The organism is Streptococcus sp. 27098_8_109 (genome assembly GCF_041432295.1).
Lineage (GTDB): Bacteria > Bacillota > Bacilli > Lactobacillales > Streptococcaceae > Streptococcus.
Genome location: NZ_JAPVZJ010000008.1, coordinates 22,047 through 36,905, shown reverse-complemented (window position 1 = coordinate 36,905; position 14,859 = coordinate 22,047). Strand labels below are relative to the sequence as shown.

Sequence of the window (14,859 nt, the reverse complement as noted above, 5' to 3'; positions counted from 1 at the left end):
CTAGAGAAAAGAGAAGATTATGTCAAATTATGCCATTATTTTAGCAGCGGGTAAAGGGACTCGCATGAAATCTGATTTGCCAAAAGTGTTGCACAAGGTTGCGGGTATTTCTATGTTGGAACATGTTTTCCGTAGTGTGGGAGCTATCCAACCTGAAAAGACAGTAACAGTTGTAGGACACAAGGCGGAATTGGTTGAGCAGGTCTTGGCTGGACAGACAGAATTTGTGACTCAATCTGAACAGTTAGGGACTGGCCATGCAGTTATGATGACAGAGCCTATCCTAGAAGGTTTGTCAGGTCACACCTTGGTTATTGCAGGGGATACTCCTTTAATCACAGGTGAAAGCTTGAAAAACTTGATTGATTTCCACATCAATCATAAAAATGTGGCCACTATCTTGACTGCTGAAACAGATAATCCTTTTGGCTATGGACGAATTGTGCGTAATGACAATGCTGAAGTTCTTCGCATTGTTGAGCAGAAGGATGCTACAGATTTTGAAAAGCAAATCAAGGAAATTAATACTGGAACCTATGTTTTTGACAACGAGCGTTTGTTTGAAGCTTTGAAAAATATCAATACCAATAACGCTCAAGGTGAATACTATATTACAGACGTCATTGGCATTTTCCGTGAGGCTGGTGAAAAAGTCGGCGCTTATACTTTGAAAGATTTTGATGAAAGTCTTGGGGTAAATGACCGTGTGGCTCTTGCAACTGCTGAGTCGGTTATGCGTCGTCGTATCAATCATCAGCACATGGTCAACGGTGTTAGCTTTGTCAATCCAGAAGCAACTTATATCGATATTGATGTTGAGATTGCTCCTGAAGTTCAAATTGAAGCCAATGTTACCTTGAAAGGGCGAACGAAAATTGGTGCTGAGACTGTTTTGACAAATGGAACTTATGTGGTGGATAGCACTATCGGAGCAGGAGCTGTTATTACCAACTCTATGATTGAGGAAAGTAGTGTTGCAGACGGTGTGACAGTCGGTCCTTATGCCCACATTCGTCCAGGTTCAAGTCTAGGTGCCCAAGTTCATATTGGTAACTTTGTTGAGGTGAAAGGTTCTTCAATCGGTGAGAATACTAAGGCTGGACATTTGACTTATATCGGAAACTGTGAAGTGGGTAGCAAAGTTAATTTTGGTGCAGGAACCATTACAGTCAACTATGACGGAAAAAACAAATACAAGACAGTCATTGGCAACAATGTCTTTGTTGGTTCAAATTCAACCATTATTGCCCCAGTTGAGTTGGGTGACAATTCTCTTGTTGGAGCTGGTTCAACTATTACCAAAGACGTGCCAGCAGATGCGATTGCCATTGGACGCGGTCGTCAGGTTAACAAAGACGAATATGCAACTCGCCTTCCTCATCATCCTAATAATCAGTAGGAGTCTGTCATGGAATTTGAAGAAAAAACGCTTAGTCGAAAAGAAATCTATCAAGGTCCAATTTTTAAACTGGTCCAAGATCAGGTTGAATTACCAGAAGGCAAGGGAACTGCCCAACGGGATTTGATTTTCCACAATGGAGCTGTCTGTGTTTTAGCAGTAACGGATGAACAAAAACTCATCTTGGTCAAGCAGTACCGCAAAGCTATCGAGGCTGTCTCTTACGAAATTCCAGCCGGAAAGTTGGAAGTAGGAGAAAATACAGACCCTGTTGCAGCAGCCCTTCGTGAATTAGAGGAAGAAACAGCCTATACAGGGAAATTAGAACTCTTGTACGATTTTTACTCAGCCATTGGATTTTGTAATGAAAAGTTAAAACTATACCTAGCCAGCGATTTGGCAAAGGTGGAAAATCCGCGTCCGCAGGATGAGGATGAAACCTTGGAAGTCCTTGAAGTGAGCTTAGAAGAAGCCAAGGAATTAATCCAATCAGGTCATATCTGTGATGCCAAGACAATTATGGCTGTTCAGTATTGGGAATTGCAGAAAAAATAGAGGAGGTCAGTATGGGTAAACCTTTATTAACGGATGAAATAATCGAAAGAGCTAATAGAGGCGAAAAAATTTCAGGTCCTCCTTTGCTAGATGATGAGGAGACTAAGATTTTACCAACCTCTTCTTCCCGTTTTGGTTATGCCAATCCTAAGGATCATGGATTTAGTCAGGAAACCTTAAAGATTCAGGTCGAACCGTCTATTCATAAAAGCCGTCGCATTGAAAATACCAAGAGAAATATCTTCAATTCTAAGTTAAATAAGATTTTATTTGCAGTCATCTTTCTCTTGATTTTGCTTGTCTTAGCAATGAAACTTTTGTAATAGAAAAGGAATTGAAATGAAAATAGGAATTATTGCGGCTATGCCAGAAGAACTGGCGTATCTGGTCCAGCATTTAGACAATGCCCAGGAGCAAGTTGTTTTGGGCAATACCTATCACACAGGAACCATTGCCTCTCATGAAGTCGTTCTTGTAGAAAGTGGAATTGGTAAGGTCATGTCTGCTATGAGTGTGGCGATTTTGGCTGATCATTTCCAAGTGGATGCTCTAATTAATACGGGATCAGCTGGTGCAGTAGCAGAAGGTATTGCTGTTGGGGATGTCGTGATTGCTAACAAATTAGCCTATCATGATGTGGATGTCACAGCATTTGGCTATGCTTATGGACAAATGGCGCAACAACCGCTTTATTTCGAATCAGATAAAACCTTTGTTGCTAAAATCCAAGAGAGTTTATCTCAATTGGATCAGAACTGGCATCTTGGTTTGATTGCTACAGGAGATAGTTTTGTTGCCGGAAATGACAAGATAGAAGCGATTAAGTCCCATTTCCCAGAAGTTTTAGCAGTCGAGATGGAGGGGGCAGCTATTGCTCAGGCAGCGCATGCTCTTAATCTTCCAGTCTTAGTCATCCGAGCTATGAGTGATAATGCCAACCATGAAGCAAATATCTCTTTTGATGAGTTTATTATCGAAGCTGGACGTCGCTCTGCCCAAGTCTTATTAGCTTTTTTGAAAGCTTTAGATTAAGCGGAAATTTGACAGTTTATCTAGCTTATGATAAGATTTAAATAAAGAAAAGCTAGAAAACGTTTCAGAGGATATTATGAGTATTGAAATGACCGTCAGTGAGATTGCAGAGGTCTTAGGATTATCTCGCCAAGCAATCAATAACCGTGTCAAAGAATTACCAGAAGAAGACACAGATAAAAATGACAAAGGGGTAACGGTAGTTACCAGAAGTGGCTTGATTAAGCTAGAAGAAATCTATAAAAAAACGATTTTTGAAGATGAGCCTGTCAGTGAAGATGTCAAGCAACGCGAACTGATGGAGATTCTAGTGGATGAGAAGAATGCAGAAATTCTCCGTCTTTATGAACAATTAAAAGCCAAGGATCGTCAGTTATCAGAAAAAGACGAGCAGATGCGTATCAAAGACCGTCAGATTGCTGAGAAAGACAAACAACTCGATCAGCAGCAACAATTGACCCTTCAAGCCATGAAGGATCAAGAAAATCTTAAGCTAGAGCTGGACCAAGCAAAAGAAGAAGTCCAATCAACTAAGAAAGGCTTTTTTGCTCGTTTATTTGGAGGATAATCAAGGAGCTGTTTAGGTTACATGCTAACCTGATGGCTTCTTTTGTTTCTAAATAGTTTAGTTGCTCAATTAAAATAACAGTATAGGAGAGGTATAGAATGGAACGATTAGAAGATTACATTGCTTTCGATTTAGAATTTAATCAGCATGAAGGGCAAACACACTTGATCCAAGTATCGGCAGTGCGTTTTAGAGATGGTCGGGAAATCGATGCCTATGATTCCTATGTCCACACTAGTGTGCCTCTAAAGAGTTTTATCAATGGTTTGACTGGGATTACAGCTGAGACCTTAAAAGATGCTCCTCCAGTGGAGAAAGTTATAAAAGAATTCCAAGAGTTTGTGGGTTCTTTACCTATGGTAGGCTACAATGCTGCTAAAAGTGATTTGCCTATTCTAGCAGAGCATGGTTTAGACTACAGCCTGCAGTATAAGGTGGACTTGTATGATGAAGCCTTTGAACGTCGGAGTTCGGATTTACATGGTATTGCCAATCTCAAGTTGCAAACTGTTGCCTCATTTCTTGGATTTCAAGGTCAGTCTCATAATAGCTTAGAGGATGCTCGTATGACAGCGCGTGTTTATGAGTCCTTCCTAGAGTCGGATCAAGCTAGAGAATTGTTAGGGACAGAAAGTAGTCTATCAAACAATCCTTTTGGAGGCTTGGACTTGTCTCAATTATTTGACTAGGAGTGCCTATGAAACCTGAAAAACCTAAAAATCTAGGTTTTAAGCAGATATACTTTAATCTAGATAAAATTCTCTTTCTCTTTTTCTTGATATTCATGATGATTGAGTTTGTCTGGTTACCATCAAATTCTTGGATTGCTGGACTTTTGCTCCGTCAGACAGGTTATCTCTTTCTTTCCTACAATAATATTTTTGCCATTATAAAGGGTTCTCCCTTTGTTAGTCTTGCTTTATTGATTCTGGTAATCGTTAATTTACTGATTGCCTATTTTCAAATAGGACTCCTCTTTATTGGTGCTCGGCATTTATTATGCCATGAAAAAAGGACTTTGCTGGAGTACAGTCGTAAGGTCTTTCGCCAAAGTTTCTTGTTTATGAAACAAGTGACGCTTGCTAAGATAGCCTTTATCTTCTTTTATGTCATGATGCTTTTTCCGTTGATTCGAAAGATTTTAAAGATTTACTATCTCAATAAAATTGTCATTCCGGACTTTATCGTTGATTATGTGGAAGACAAGTATTGGCTAGTAGGTATAGTGGTCACTATTCTGGCTTTACTTCTATTCTATATTTCAGTGCGTTTCATGTTTGCCCTTCCTCAGCTTTTATTTGAGAAGAAAACAGTCAAAGAAGCAGTCAGATACAGTCTAGAGAAGACCAGAAAGCACTCCTGGTTTTATACTTGGAACTTGCTTTGGATTGTCGTCAAAACCTACCTATTTTTCATTCTTTTATTGATTCCAATCTTGGCAAGTCAGGCACTGATGGATGGTTTGACCCATAAGGAGTCTCTTATTCTGGGAATTATCAACTTTGTCTTGATTAAGAATTTCCATTATATGGCCTTGACTTACTTTCTCATTAAGTTTGTTTCCTTCTTAACAGGAGAAGAACTAGAGATCACACCAAGGAGAAAGAAAGATCACTGGATGAGATGGGGAGTGATGGGCTGTGCTTGTATCTTTTTCGCTCTTGAGGGTTATGTTTATTTAGAAGCCCCAGTCGCCAATAAACCTTTAATTATCTCTCATAGGGGAGTATCCAATAAGAATGGTGTCCAAAATACAGTCCAATCTTTAGAAAAGACGGCTCAACTAAGTCCAGACTTCGTTGAGACAGATGTTCAGGAAACAAAAGATGGCCAGTTTGTCATGATGCATGATGCCAATATCAAGAATCTGACAGGAGTTAATGCCAATCCTCAGGATCTCACTTTGGAAGAATTAACCAAACTTGATATTTCAGAAAATGGTTATCATAGCAAGGTATCTAGTTTTGATGACTATCTCAATAAAGCCAATGAATTGCATCAAAAACTCCTCATTGAGATTAAAACCAGTCGAAAAGATAGCCCAGATATGATGAAACGCTTTATGGAAAAATATGGAAGTATCATCAAGCAAAATGGTCACCAAATGCAATCCTTAGACTACCATGTGATTGACCAGGTGCTAGCCTACGATTCTCAAATTCCAGTCTATTTCATCCTGCCTTATAATAGTATCTTTCCAAGAACCAAGGCTACAGGTTACACTATGGAGTATTCAACTTTGGATGAAAATTTTGTCAACAAGCTTTGGAATACCGATCAGAAATTGTACGTTTGGACCATCAATAGTTCAGAGTCCTTTGATAAATCTGTTCATTTGGGAGCAGATGGCATGATAACAGATGACTTAGAAATGATTCAAGATCAAGTTACCATTGCCCAAGAAGACCCAGAGTATACTGAATTGCTTTTCAAACAGGCTATGGAATTCTTTAATTTTTAGTAAGCAAAAAGAGGAACAGTTGTTCCTCCCATGATAGGCAAGTATTCTTTTGAATGCTTGTTTTTTTAATTAGAATGGCAATTTCCCAGCGAAAGCACCTAATTTTTTCTTGGTAGTTTCATCGATTTGTTCAAGAGCAGAGTTGATGGCTTGAACGGTCATATCAGAAAGAGTTTCAAGGTCTTCTGGGTCAACAACAGCTGGATTGAAGTCAATGCTGACAACTTTCTTATCTCCAGTTAAGGTCGCTTGGACAAGGTCTTGAGCAGATTTGCCAACAAATTGCATAGCAGCAAGTTCAGCTTGGCTTTGTTCCATTTGTTTTTGAAGTTTTTGTGCTTGACGCATCATGTTTTGCATGTTCATCATAGTGATTTACAGTTTCCTTTTATCTTATTTTCTTTTTTATTTTATCAATTTTGAGGTTAAAAGTCTAATCTTTTTCTGAGTGAATTCATCTAGCATCGAAAAGAATCTAGAGGAAATAAAAATATAGGATAAATATTCTAAGCTAATAAGAATATTTATCCTATATAGTTACTAGATATTCGATGGCTACTTTAAGGATTTACCAGCACTATTCTACCTTGTAGAAAAATCCCTCAGTACTACCATTGATGAGTTGTTGTCCAAACCATAAGCGGTCTTGTGTGATATCAGATGAGTCGGTATAGCCATTATCTGGAGAAGAGGTGACAGACATGGTTAAAGGTGTTCCAGCTGGTAAAAAGGCAAGGGCAGAGCCACCAGCACCTCCATCTTTAGGAAGTATATTTGCCTTAAGATAGTGGTCGATTTCTTTAGCATGTTCAGTTGAAATTTTGGACTTATCACTTACTAAACCATTTTTGTCGAAAGTAAATTCAATACCTGAACGATTCCTCCAAGTTCCTGAGACACTAGAAAAATCCCCATTTTGAATTGCAGAAATATCCATCCCTTTGCTTTCTGACGGAAGGCTAGTTTCTCCATTTATGAGACTTGTGACAGACTTCCAAGAGAAAGATCTTATATCAAGGGAAGGTGGTTTTGTCCCCAGTCCCTCTTCTGTATCTGATTCCATAACTAAGTCTAATCGTGTACCATCCTGATTTAACTTGTATAGTTTAAGTTGGATTTGATTAATAGATACTCGGGTAGATAATTGAAAATAACCATGTTCTAAAGGATTAAAATGTACTCGCTCTCCAATAAAGTCCAGATTGTTTTCTGCATTGGTCAGTCGAATAACTTCCCCATTTTTAAGAGTTCGAATATCTAATAAATCGTAATAGTTAGAATACGTTTTTAGAGCAATCAAAAGTTCGTCCGTACCGTCTTGGTCTAAATCATACAAGCTATACTGTAATCCAGAATATTCGTTAGGATAACCATTTTTTAAGTTTGCTTTTGAATTGAGCTCTTTAGGTGAAGCTGAGGAACCATCTAATACTTTGGCATATTCTTTAAGGATAGGATTGTACAGGGTGTAGTCAGTTTTCTTTTCTTCCGATGTGGAAGAAGTGGAACTAGTACTTGAGGCAATCGCTTCAGAACTTGTTGCAGAAGTATTTTCACTCTGATGTTGGCAAGCCGTTAAAATAGAGATAGCTAAAATACTAATACTGAATAGAAATAATTTTTTCATATGTTTAATCTTGCAATTCTAAACCTTGAGCATCTTGGTGCCATTTGCTACCAGTTTTGGACGTTAAAACTTGAATAGTAATTATAATATTCCAAATTGCATTTGCTAGTAAAACAAATGGCAATAAAATAGGAATGAAAGCTAGCAGAGTTATACCGATACGCTTGTATCCTTGTTTGGAATTTCCGATGTAAAAATCGTATCCACCAAGTGCTCCTAAAAATAGGGCAAATAAGGCTGCGGCCAGTTTAGATTTATCACTCACTCCATTTGAATGTTGGCTAGAGCTAGCTGGAGATGTGTTATCTATTTTTGAAACAATATACTCATCACCGTTTTGATAAAATTCTACGTAATCACCTACTTGTGGTTCAAAACCAAAACTTTTTCTTGAAATTGCAGTAAATTGGCCATTATCACCTTTTCCAACATAAACTGTTTCATCTTCAATTTTTATAACTTTGTTCATATAATTGTCTCCTTAATCTATTTCTATTGTATGTTAGACCCACTCACCGTTGTAATTGACACGGTAGCCATCAGGTGTTGTCGTATTGATTGCTAGTGCACCAGAGCTATAAGCATAGTACCATTTACCAGATACCTTCATCCAGCCAGTTTTCATAGCGCCTGAGTCTTGAAGATAGTACCAGCTACCGTTATCTTTGACCCAACCTGTCTTCATCGCACCTGAACCGTCGAGATAGTACCAGCTACCGTCTTTTACCCAGCCAGTTTGCATCCAGCCAGAGTTGTCAAAACGATACCAAACACCATTGATTTTTTCCCAGCCATTAGTTGTATAGGAACCGTCGGCGTGTTTGTACCACCAACGAGAACCAGATTGTAGCCAACTACCTGAGATATTAGAATTCGAACCTGATTGAGTTGTTGTATTCGTATTTGAATTTGTTGAAGGATTTCCGATAGTCACATCTTTTCTAACTTTAAAGACACGTTTTCTTGTATCAGTTAAGTCACCGTAAGGCGAACCAGCTTCTCCAGACATCTCCAAAATATATGTTCCATCTGGAAATTGTTCTGAAACAAAAATATCACCTTTAAATTGATTGCTATAAAATAAAGGTTGTAAAAATTGATCACTGACATCTTTAGTTAAGCCACTAAAAATGACAGCATCGTGACTTTGGTACACAATTTTTCCGGTCGCTTTATCAATCAAAGTAACGTTTCCCTTAGCAGCATTATCACCTCCATGTGATAGTGGCTCTGAAAGTTTTCCTTCGAAGCTAAGTCCAAAATAATCAATTTCAACCTTTGTAATTGTTGCTTCTATTTGTTTTTCAGTACTCGTATTCTCGCTAGCTGATACTTGATTAGCTGTGATGACTCCAGTGCCAAGAAGTGATAGAGCTGAGATAGTTGCAAGTGTGAATTTTTTAGTTTGTTTGTGCATTCATTTAATACTCCCTATTTTTATTTGTTGTAAAGTAATCAGTTTGTCCTAAAATCTAGACTTTTTTGGACAAACTTGATAGAATGGTAGTGTAATAATAATCGGTCAAAATGCTGGATTTTAGAACCTTTTTTCTAACGAAAATAGTTCTAAAATAAAGTGTATTTCCTGTCCAAAAAATCCTAGGTTTTTTGACAAGAACTATGAATTTTTTATCCAATTATGAAAGGTGCTTTTTGATACTCCTAAGATGTCTGCACCTTCTCGTAAGGTTATTTCTTTTTTCTTATATTGAGCTATCACATTATGGAGATTATTTGGGACAACCAATTTTGGTCTACCGAATTTCTTCCCTTTTTTCTTTGCCTCTCGTATTCCTTCCATTTGTCTTTGTTTGATTTGTTCTCTTTCAAACTGTGCCACATAAGACAGAACTTGTAAAACGATATCGGAGATTAGTTTTCCTGTGATATTATCATTGCTATTCTTTGTGTTTAATAAGGGGAAATCTAAAACAGTTATATTTACTTTCTTTTTCTTAGTAATTGATTGCCATTGTTCTAAAATTTCATCATAGTTTCTTCCCAATCTATCAATTGATTTAATAACTAATTCATCATTCTCCTTCAAGGTAGTTAATAATTTTTGATATTCGATTCTGTCAAAATCCTTTCCTGAAACATAATCAATAAAAATATTTTCTTTTGGTAATTTGTTTTCTACTAAGGCTGAAAATTGCCTATCAATATTTTGTTCTCTTGTAGATACTCGAACATAACCGTAACGCATAAGGCTACCACCTATCTTTTTATCTCTATTTTAGACGAAAAGAAAACTACCGCCCATAATGAGTGGTAGTTTGGTGTACTCTTTGCTACTGTATTTTTTTGCCAAGATTTTGTCTTGGATGCGTGAATAGTAGTGTTGGATAAAAAATATTAAGGGCTTAAAATCCTTTTAAACCAACCTTTTTGATGTTTACAAAAATTAAAAACAGTATGTTCAATTTTTGCATGTTCATCATAGTGATTTACAGTTTCCTTTTATCTTATTTTCTTTTTTATTTTATCAATTTTGAGGTTAAAAGTCTATTGTTAGTATAAATCCCCTAACATTAAATTACCAAAGAGATTTTCGAAGAGTATGAGTCTGGAACATGAAAACAGCAGTTAATTTCAAGAAAGAAAAAAGAACAGTCGAAACTGTTCTTTTTTATCATTATTTGAGACCGTATTTTTTGTTGAAACGATCCACGCGTCCATCTGCTTGAGTGAACTTTTGACGTCCAGTGTAGAATGGGTGTGAGTCTGATGAAATTTCCACACGGATCAATGGGTAAGTTTCGCCTTCGAATTCAACTGTTTCGTTAGAGCGTTTTGTTGAACCGCTAAGGAATTGGTAACCAGTAGTTGTGTCCATGAAGACAACTGGGCGATATTCTGGATGGATATCTTTTTTCATTTTGCAATATTTCCTTTCTGCCATGGTCTCTTTGCGAGCCATAGATTGTTACCATACTAGTCTATCAGATTCTGAAAAGTTTGGCAAGTATTTTATCAGTTTTTAAGCAAGTTTTTTAACTTTTGGTAGATGATTTCGTTTTCTTCTAGGCTATAGGAATTGGCACCACTTGCTAGAGGGTGACCTCCACCATCATGTTCCTTGGCAATTTCATTGATAGGATGGATTTTACTGCGTAAGCGAACACGGTAGTGACCATCAGCTTGTTCCACAAAAATTCCCCAGAGACTTACACTGTCAATGCGTCCAGGTGCACCGACAATAGCTGCAGTTTCCGCATCGGTAACATTAAATTGTTTTAAGATTTCTTGACTCAGGATAACTCGAGCTGCACCGTTTTCATCCACTTCCAGATGATCGTAGATGTAGCCTTGAAGTTTCGCAATTTTGTAGCTCATAGTGTCCATTTTGCGAGTGAGAGCCGCAAAGTCAAAGTTCTGTTCTCTCAGAGAGGCAGCCAGGCGGAGGGTGCGTGCAGTGGTAGAAGGGTAGAGGAAACGACCTGTATCACCAACAATTCCTGCAAAAAGTAGCTCAGCAGCTCGATCTGACAGGGCCAGTCGGGTTGTTTGGGCAAATAGGGTAATCATCTCACTAGCGCTACTTGAACTAGTATCTACCCAAGATAGATCACCGTATACATCATCATTTGGATGGTGGTCAATCTTAATGAGAAAATCACCTTGACTATAGCGTTTATCATCGATACGAGCAGTATTCGCCGTATCACAGACGATGACAAGTGCACCTTGGTAAACACTATCTTCAACAAGATCCATCTCAGCCATCCAAGTAAGAGTTGGTTCATCATAACCTACGGCTTTGATGGTTTTTTCAGGGAAATGATATTCCAGCAAGGCTTTCAAGCCCACTTGACTTCCCAAGGCATCTGGGTCTGGTTTCATATGACGGTGAATGATAATCGTGTTGTATTCTTTGATTTTTTCTAAAATTTGATGGCAAATTTTCATAAATAACCTCAATTCTTTCTCATTTCATTGTAGCACAAGAATTTTTATTTTTAAAATGAAAAAGATGTGATATAATGGAGAAAGATAAATTGAGGAGGACGATATGGCATTAGCAAAAATTGTATTTGCCAGTATGACCGGTAATACCGAAGAAATTGCAGATATTGTAGCAGACAAATTACGTGACTTGGGCTTGGATGTCGATGTTGATGAATGTACAACTGTTGACGCTTCAGACTTCTTGGAAGCAGACATCGCTATCGTTGCGACCTATACTTATGGTGATGGTGAATTGCCAGATGAGATGATGGACTTCTACGAAGACCTAGCAGATCTCAACTTGAATGGCAAAATCTACGGAGTGGTCGGCTCAGGAGATACCTTCTACGATGAATTCTGTAAGGCTGTCGATGACTTTGATCGCGTTTTTGTAGCGACAGGGGCAGAAAAAGGTTCAGAGTGTGTCAAAGTTGATCTCTCTGCTGAGGAAGAAGACATTGAACGCTTGGAACAATTCGCAGAAGAATTGGCTGCTAAAGTAGGATAAGCATAAACGTGCGCTGATGCAAACAATCAGTGCATTTTTCTTATCGTGAGTTAGGATTTTACTAGCCTATTTGGTGGTTTTTTGATACAATAATTCAAATAAAGGAGGAGACTGTATGGATTTAGATAGTATTCGTCAAGAAATTGATCAAATTGACGATCAAATTGTCAAACTGTTAGAAGAACGAATGCATTTAGTTGAGGGTGTAGTTGCCTATAAGAAGGCTTCAGGGAAACCGATTTTAGATACTAAGAGAGAAGAAGTTATTTTTGAAAAGGTTAGAAGTCGTGTAGGAGATAAGCGCTATCAGGAAACTATTGTCGCGACTTTTTCGGACATACTCAAACGTTCGCGTGATTATCAGGATCAAAATATCAAATGAAAAAAGAACAATTTTATCCGCTAGGGATTTTTCTAGCTGCTATGTTGGGTGGACTTGTCCGCTACCTAGTTTCCACTTGGTTACCAGCCAGTCCAGATTTCCCTTGGGGCACCCTTCTTGCCAACTATCTAGGCATTTTCTGCTTGGTGTATCTTGTTAAGGGCTATTTAGTCTATAAGGGAACCAGTAAAGGCGTTATTTTAGCACTGGGGACGGGCTTTTGCGGAGGTTTAACAACCTTTTCTAGTCTCATGCTTGATGCTGTGAAACTGCTTGATACAGGGCGTTATCTTAGTTTAGTCCTGTATTTGCTTTTGAGCATCGGTGGCGGACTGCTTTTAGCTTACTATTTAGGGAGGAAAAAATGGTAATCGTCTATCTTGCAATTGCTTGTGGCTTAGGAGCGCTCGTACGGTATTTCTTTTCCCGCTATAATCAAGCATCTAAATTGCCACTCGGAACGCTAATAGCCAATCTTCTAGGTTGTTTTTTGATTGGATTATTTTACAATCATGTGGAGTCCAAGGAAGTCTATGCTATTCTAGCAACAGGATTTTGCGGAGGTTTGACAACTTTTTCGACCTTGAATGACGAACTTCAAAGACTGTTAAGTGATAAGAAGGTCTTTTATTCTTACCTGGCTTTGACCTACCTAGGTGGTTTGATTGCGATTTTTTTAGGAATTCTGCTATAAATTTCTTTACTTTTTTGTGGAAATTTGGTAAACTGTATCTTGTGTGTAATGGACGCACAAAAATACAGTTTATCCGCTGAGGAAGATTCCTCAAGATTGACAAAGATAGGAGAATAAAATGAATCCATTAATCCAAAGCTTGACTGAAGGTCAACTTCGTACAGATATCCCATCATTCCGTCCTGGTGACACTGTTCGTGTACACGCGAAAGTTGTCGAAGGTAACCGTGAACGTATCCAGATTTTTGAAGGTGTTGTTATCGCACGTAAAGGTGCTGGTATCTCAGAAAACTACACAGTTCGTAAAATCTCTAACGGTGTAGGTGTTGAGCGTATCTTCCCAATCCACACTCCACGTGTTGAAAAAATCGAAGTTGTTCGTTACGGTAAAGTACGTCGTGCGAAATTGTACTACTTGCGTGCTCTTCAAGGTAAAGCAGCTCGTATCAAAGAAATCCGTCGTTAATTCGACTAAAAAACTCTGCTTCTTCAGCAGAGTTTTTATCTAGCTCCCTTAGTTCAATGGATATAACAACTCCCTCCTAAGGAGTAGTTGCAGGTTCGATTCCTGCAGGGGGCAGTAAATCAATCAAAAAGCACTGAATGGTCAGTGTTTTTTCTTGTCCAAAAATGAAAACCATTTCAGATGAAAACGGAGGTGTGGTATAATAGGAGAAAGTATATATACTTTTCTAATCGGGTTTCTATCGTTCTAATAGGATAGAATTAAGTATTACAATCTAAGCTTTGGAGAAGGATTATTATTACTTGTTCTTTTTAATACTCACTTTAAGAAAGATTCTATTTTTATGATAAAAAAATTTGCTTTAATACTAATTTCTTTTTTTACAATCCTGTTATTTTTCATTGGACCAACTCACGCAGATCTAGTGATACCAGATAGGCCTTCTAATGGTATTTATGATCCAAACCATTATTTATCAGAGGTTGTTTCAGATAAAATAATAGAATTAAATGGTAAATCGGATACTCAAATTGGTATTTATATTGTTGAGAGTTTGAATAGTGAATCTATAGAAAAGTCAGCCAATACGATTGCCAGATCTTGGAAAATTGGCTATTCGGATTCAAATAAGGGTGCATTATTATTGATTGCTATAAAAGATAGAAAGTTTCGTATTGAGACTTCTAATAACCTAGCTACTATATTGACTGATACAAAAGCTAGGGAAATCTTAGATGCCTCTCGTGATAAGATGCGAGCCAAAGACTATGATGGAGCTGTGATTGATATAATCCAAAACATATCCAATCAAGATTATGACTTAGCTGATGCACCTGTAGTAGAGAGAAATTATTTTTATGAAGTCCCTAAAGCTATATGGGAACTAGTAGTAGAAATTCTTGATCATTTCGGTGTAATTTTTATGATTTCTTTTGTGGTACTTTTTCTTACAGAAGGTAGGGTTTCGGGTAGGAAACGGAGATCTAATAAATTCTATTATGGTAAGGATAAATTATACCCTGATGATAAAGATTTTATAAATGATGGTTCTTGGTCACAAAAAGCATTAACAGCTTACCATATTAAAAATTCAGATGAGTATCATAATGAGAGTAGTAGTGATTCCTCATCGCCTTGGTCGAGTGATGATTGGTCGAGTGATGATTGGTCAGGTGGTGGTTTTGATGCTGGTGGATCATCAAGTGATTGGTAATTTAGC

20 protein-coding genes and 1 tRNA gene are annotated in these 14,859 nt (G+C 37.8%); 14 read left to right on the top strand and 7 right to left on the bottom strand.

Annotated features, from left to right (window positions below; translation table 11 throughout):
* Positions 1-19: 19 nt before the first annotated feature.
* The 7 genes from glmU to O3664_RS04595 all read left to right on the top strand — a co-directional run bounded on the left by glmU (position 20) and on the right by O3664_RS04595 (position 6,015).
* Positions 20-1,399, top strand: coding sequence for a bifunctional UDP-N-acetylglucosamine diphosphorylase/glucosamine-1-phosphate N-acetyltransferase GlmU (gene glmU, locus O3664_RS04625; protein ID WP_024057202.1), 1,380 nt, complete (start codon positions 20-22; stop codon positions 1,397-1,399).
* A 9-nt stretch (positions 1,400-1,408) separates the two neighbouring features.
* Entirely contained in the window at positions 1,409-1,954 is a 546-nt protein-coding gene (locus O3664_RS04620; RefSeq protein WP_084927357.1) for an NUDIX hydrolase, read from the top strand.
* Between the two features lie 11 nt (positions 1,955-1,965).
* Complete coding sequence (gene macP / locus O3664_RS04615; protein WP_084927356.1) at positions 1,966-2,277, top strand: cell wall synthase accessory phosphoprotein MacP; 312 nt, start codon at positions 1,966-1,968, stop codon at positions 2,275-2,277.
* 16 nt (positions 2,278-2,293) lie between these two features.
* Positions 2,294-2,986 (top strand): 5'-methylthioadenosine/adenosylhomocysteine nucleosidase, encoded by a 693-nt coding sequence (locus O3664_RS04610; RefSeq protein WP_371613686.1) that lies wholly within the window; start codon positions 2,294-2,296, stop codon positions 2,984-2,986.
* 76 nt (positions 2,987-3,062) lie between these two features.
* Complete coding sequence (rocS, locus tag O3664_RS04605) at positions 3,063-3,554, top strand: chromosome segregation protein RocS (RefSeq protein ID WP_000021242.1); 492 nt, start codon at positions 3,063-3,065, stop codon at positions 3,552-3,554.
* 98 nt (positions 3,555-3,652) lie between these two features.
* A complete protein-coding gene (locus O3664_RS04600) occupies positions 3,653-4,243 on the top strand; it encodes a 3'-5' exonuclease (RefSeq protein ID WP_371613685.1) in 591 nt (196 codons plus the stop codon).
* Between the two features lie 8 nt (positions 4,244-4,251).
* Positions 4,252-6,015: a glycerophosphoryl diester phosphodiesterase membrane domain-containing protein gene (locus tag O3664_RS04595; RefSeq protein WP_371613684.1), complete on the top strand. Its 1,764-nt coding sequence runs from the start codon at positions 4,252-4,254 to the stop codon at positions 6,013-6,015.
* 69 nt (positions 6,016-6,084) lie between these two features.
* On the opposite strand, the gene O3664_RS04590 is transcribed toward O3664_RS04595, so the two are convergent.
* The 7 genes from O3664_RS04590 to O3664_RS04560 form a co-directional block, all read right to left on the bottom strand.
* The gene (locus tag O3664_RS04590; protein WP_000981526.1) at positions 6,085-6,384 is read right to left on the bottom strand and encodes a YbaB/EbfC family nucleoid-associated protein; all 300 of its coding nucleotides are present in this window, start codon (positions 6,382-6,384) and stop codon (positions 6,085-6,087) included.
* A 208-nt stretch (positions 6,385-6,592) separates the two neighbouring features.
* Positions 6,593-7,642, bottom strand: a complete 1,050-nt coding sequence (locus tag O3664_RS04585) for a DUF6287 domain-containing protein (protein ID WP_371613683.1) — start codon at positions 7,640-7,642, stop codon at positions 6,593-6,595.
* A 4-nt stretch (positions 7,643-7,646) separates the two neighbouring features.
* Complete coding sequence (locus tag O3664_RS04580) at positions 7,647-8,111, bottom strand: hypothetical protein (protein WP_020902768.1); 465 nt, start codon at positions 8,109-8,111, stop codon at positions 7,647-7,649.
* A 33-nt stretch (positions 8,112-8,144) separates the two neighbouring features.
* On the bottom strand, positions 8,145-9,023 hold the full coding sequence (locus O3664_RS04575) for an N-acetylmuramoyl-L-alanine amidase family protein (RefSeq protein WP_371613696.1): 879 nt from the start codon (positions 9,021-9,023) through the stop codon (positions 8,145-8,147).
* 237 nt (positions 9,024-9,260) lie between these two features.
* The gene (locus O3664_RS04570; RefSeq protein ID WP_371613682.1) at positions 9,261-9,848 is read right to left on the bottom strand and encodes a recombinase family protein; all 588 of its coding nucleotides are present in this window, start codon (positions 9,846-9,848) and stop codon (positions 9,261-9,263) included.
* 429 nt (positions 9,849-10,277) lie between these two features.
* The gene (locus O3664_RS04565) at positions 10,278-10,520 is read right to left on the bottom strand and encodes a type B 50S ribosomal protein L31 (RefSeq protein ID WP_000710764.1); all 243 of its coding nucleotides are present in this window, start codon (positions 10,518-10,520) and stop codon (positions 10,278-10,280) included.
* A 95-nt stretch (positions 10,521-10,615) separates the two neighbouring features.
* Positions 10,616-11,551 (bottom strand): bifunctional oligoribonuclease/PAP phosphatase NrnA, encoded by a 936-nt coding sequence (locus O3664_RS04560; RefSeq protein ID WP_371613681.1) that lies wholly within the window; start codon positions 11,549-11,551, stop codon positions 10,616-10,618.
* Between the two features lie 103 nt (positions 11,552-11,654).
* Between O3664_RS04560 and O3664_RS04555 the strand changes: the two genes are divergently transcribed.
* The 7 genes from O3664_RS04555 to O3664_RS04525 all read left to right on the top strand — a co-directional run bounded on the left by O3664_RS04555 (position 11,655) and on the right by O3664_RS04525 (position 14,853).
* Entirely contained in the window at positions 11,655-12,098 is a 444-nt protein-coding gene (locus O3664_RS04555; RefSeq protein WP_001162125.1) for a flavodoxin, read from the top strand.
* Between the two features lie 115 nt (positions 12,099-12,213).
* Positions 12,214-12,480, top strand: a complete 267-nt coding sequence (locus tag O3664_RS04550; RefSeq protein ID WP_173307322.1) for a chorismate mutase — start codon at positions 12,214-12,216, stop codon at positions 12,478-12,480.
* Positions 12,477-12,851 (top strand): fluoride efflux transporter CrcB, encoded by a 375-nt coding sequence (gene crcB / locus O3664_RS04545; RefSeq protein ID WP_141230374.1) that lies wholly within the window; start codon positions 12,477-12,479, stop codon positions 12,849-12,851. Before O3664_RS04550 ends, crcB (O3664_RS04545) begins: the two co-directional genes overlap by 4 nt.
* A complete protein-coding gene (gene crcB / locus O3664_RS04540; protein ID WP_265477855.1) occupies positions 12,845-13,174 on the top strand; it encodes a fluoride efflux transporter CrcB in 330 nt (109 codons plus the stop codon). Before crcB (O3664_RS04545) ends, crcB (O3664_RS04540) begins: the two co-directional genes overlap by 7 nt.
* A gap of 118 nt (positions 13,175-13,292) precedes the next feature.
* Positions 13,293-13,640, top strand: a complete 348-nt coding sequence (rplS, locus tag O3664_RS04535; protein WP_001068669.1) for a 50S ribosomal protein L19 — start codon at positions 13,293-13,295, stop codon at positions 13,638-13,640.
* Between the two features lie 42 nt (positions 13,641-13,682).
* A tRNA-Arg gene (locus O3664_RS04530) sits at positions 13,683-13,754 on the top strand.
* A gap of 229 nt (positions 13,755-13,983) precedes the next feature.
* Positions 13,984-14,853: a YgcG family protein gene (locus O3664_RS04525; RefSeq protein WP_083281749.1), complete on the top strand. Its 870-nt coding sequence runs from the start codon at positions 13,984-13,986 to the stop codon at positions 14,851-14,853.
* Positions 14,854-14,859: the final 6 nt, after the last annotated feature.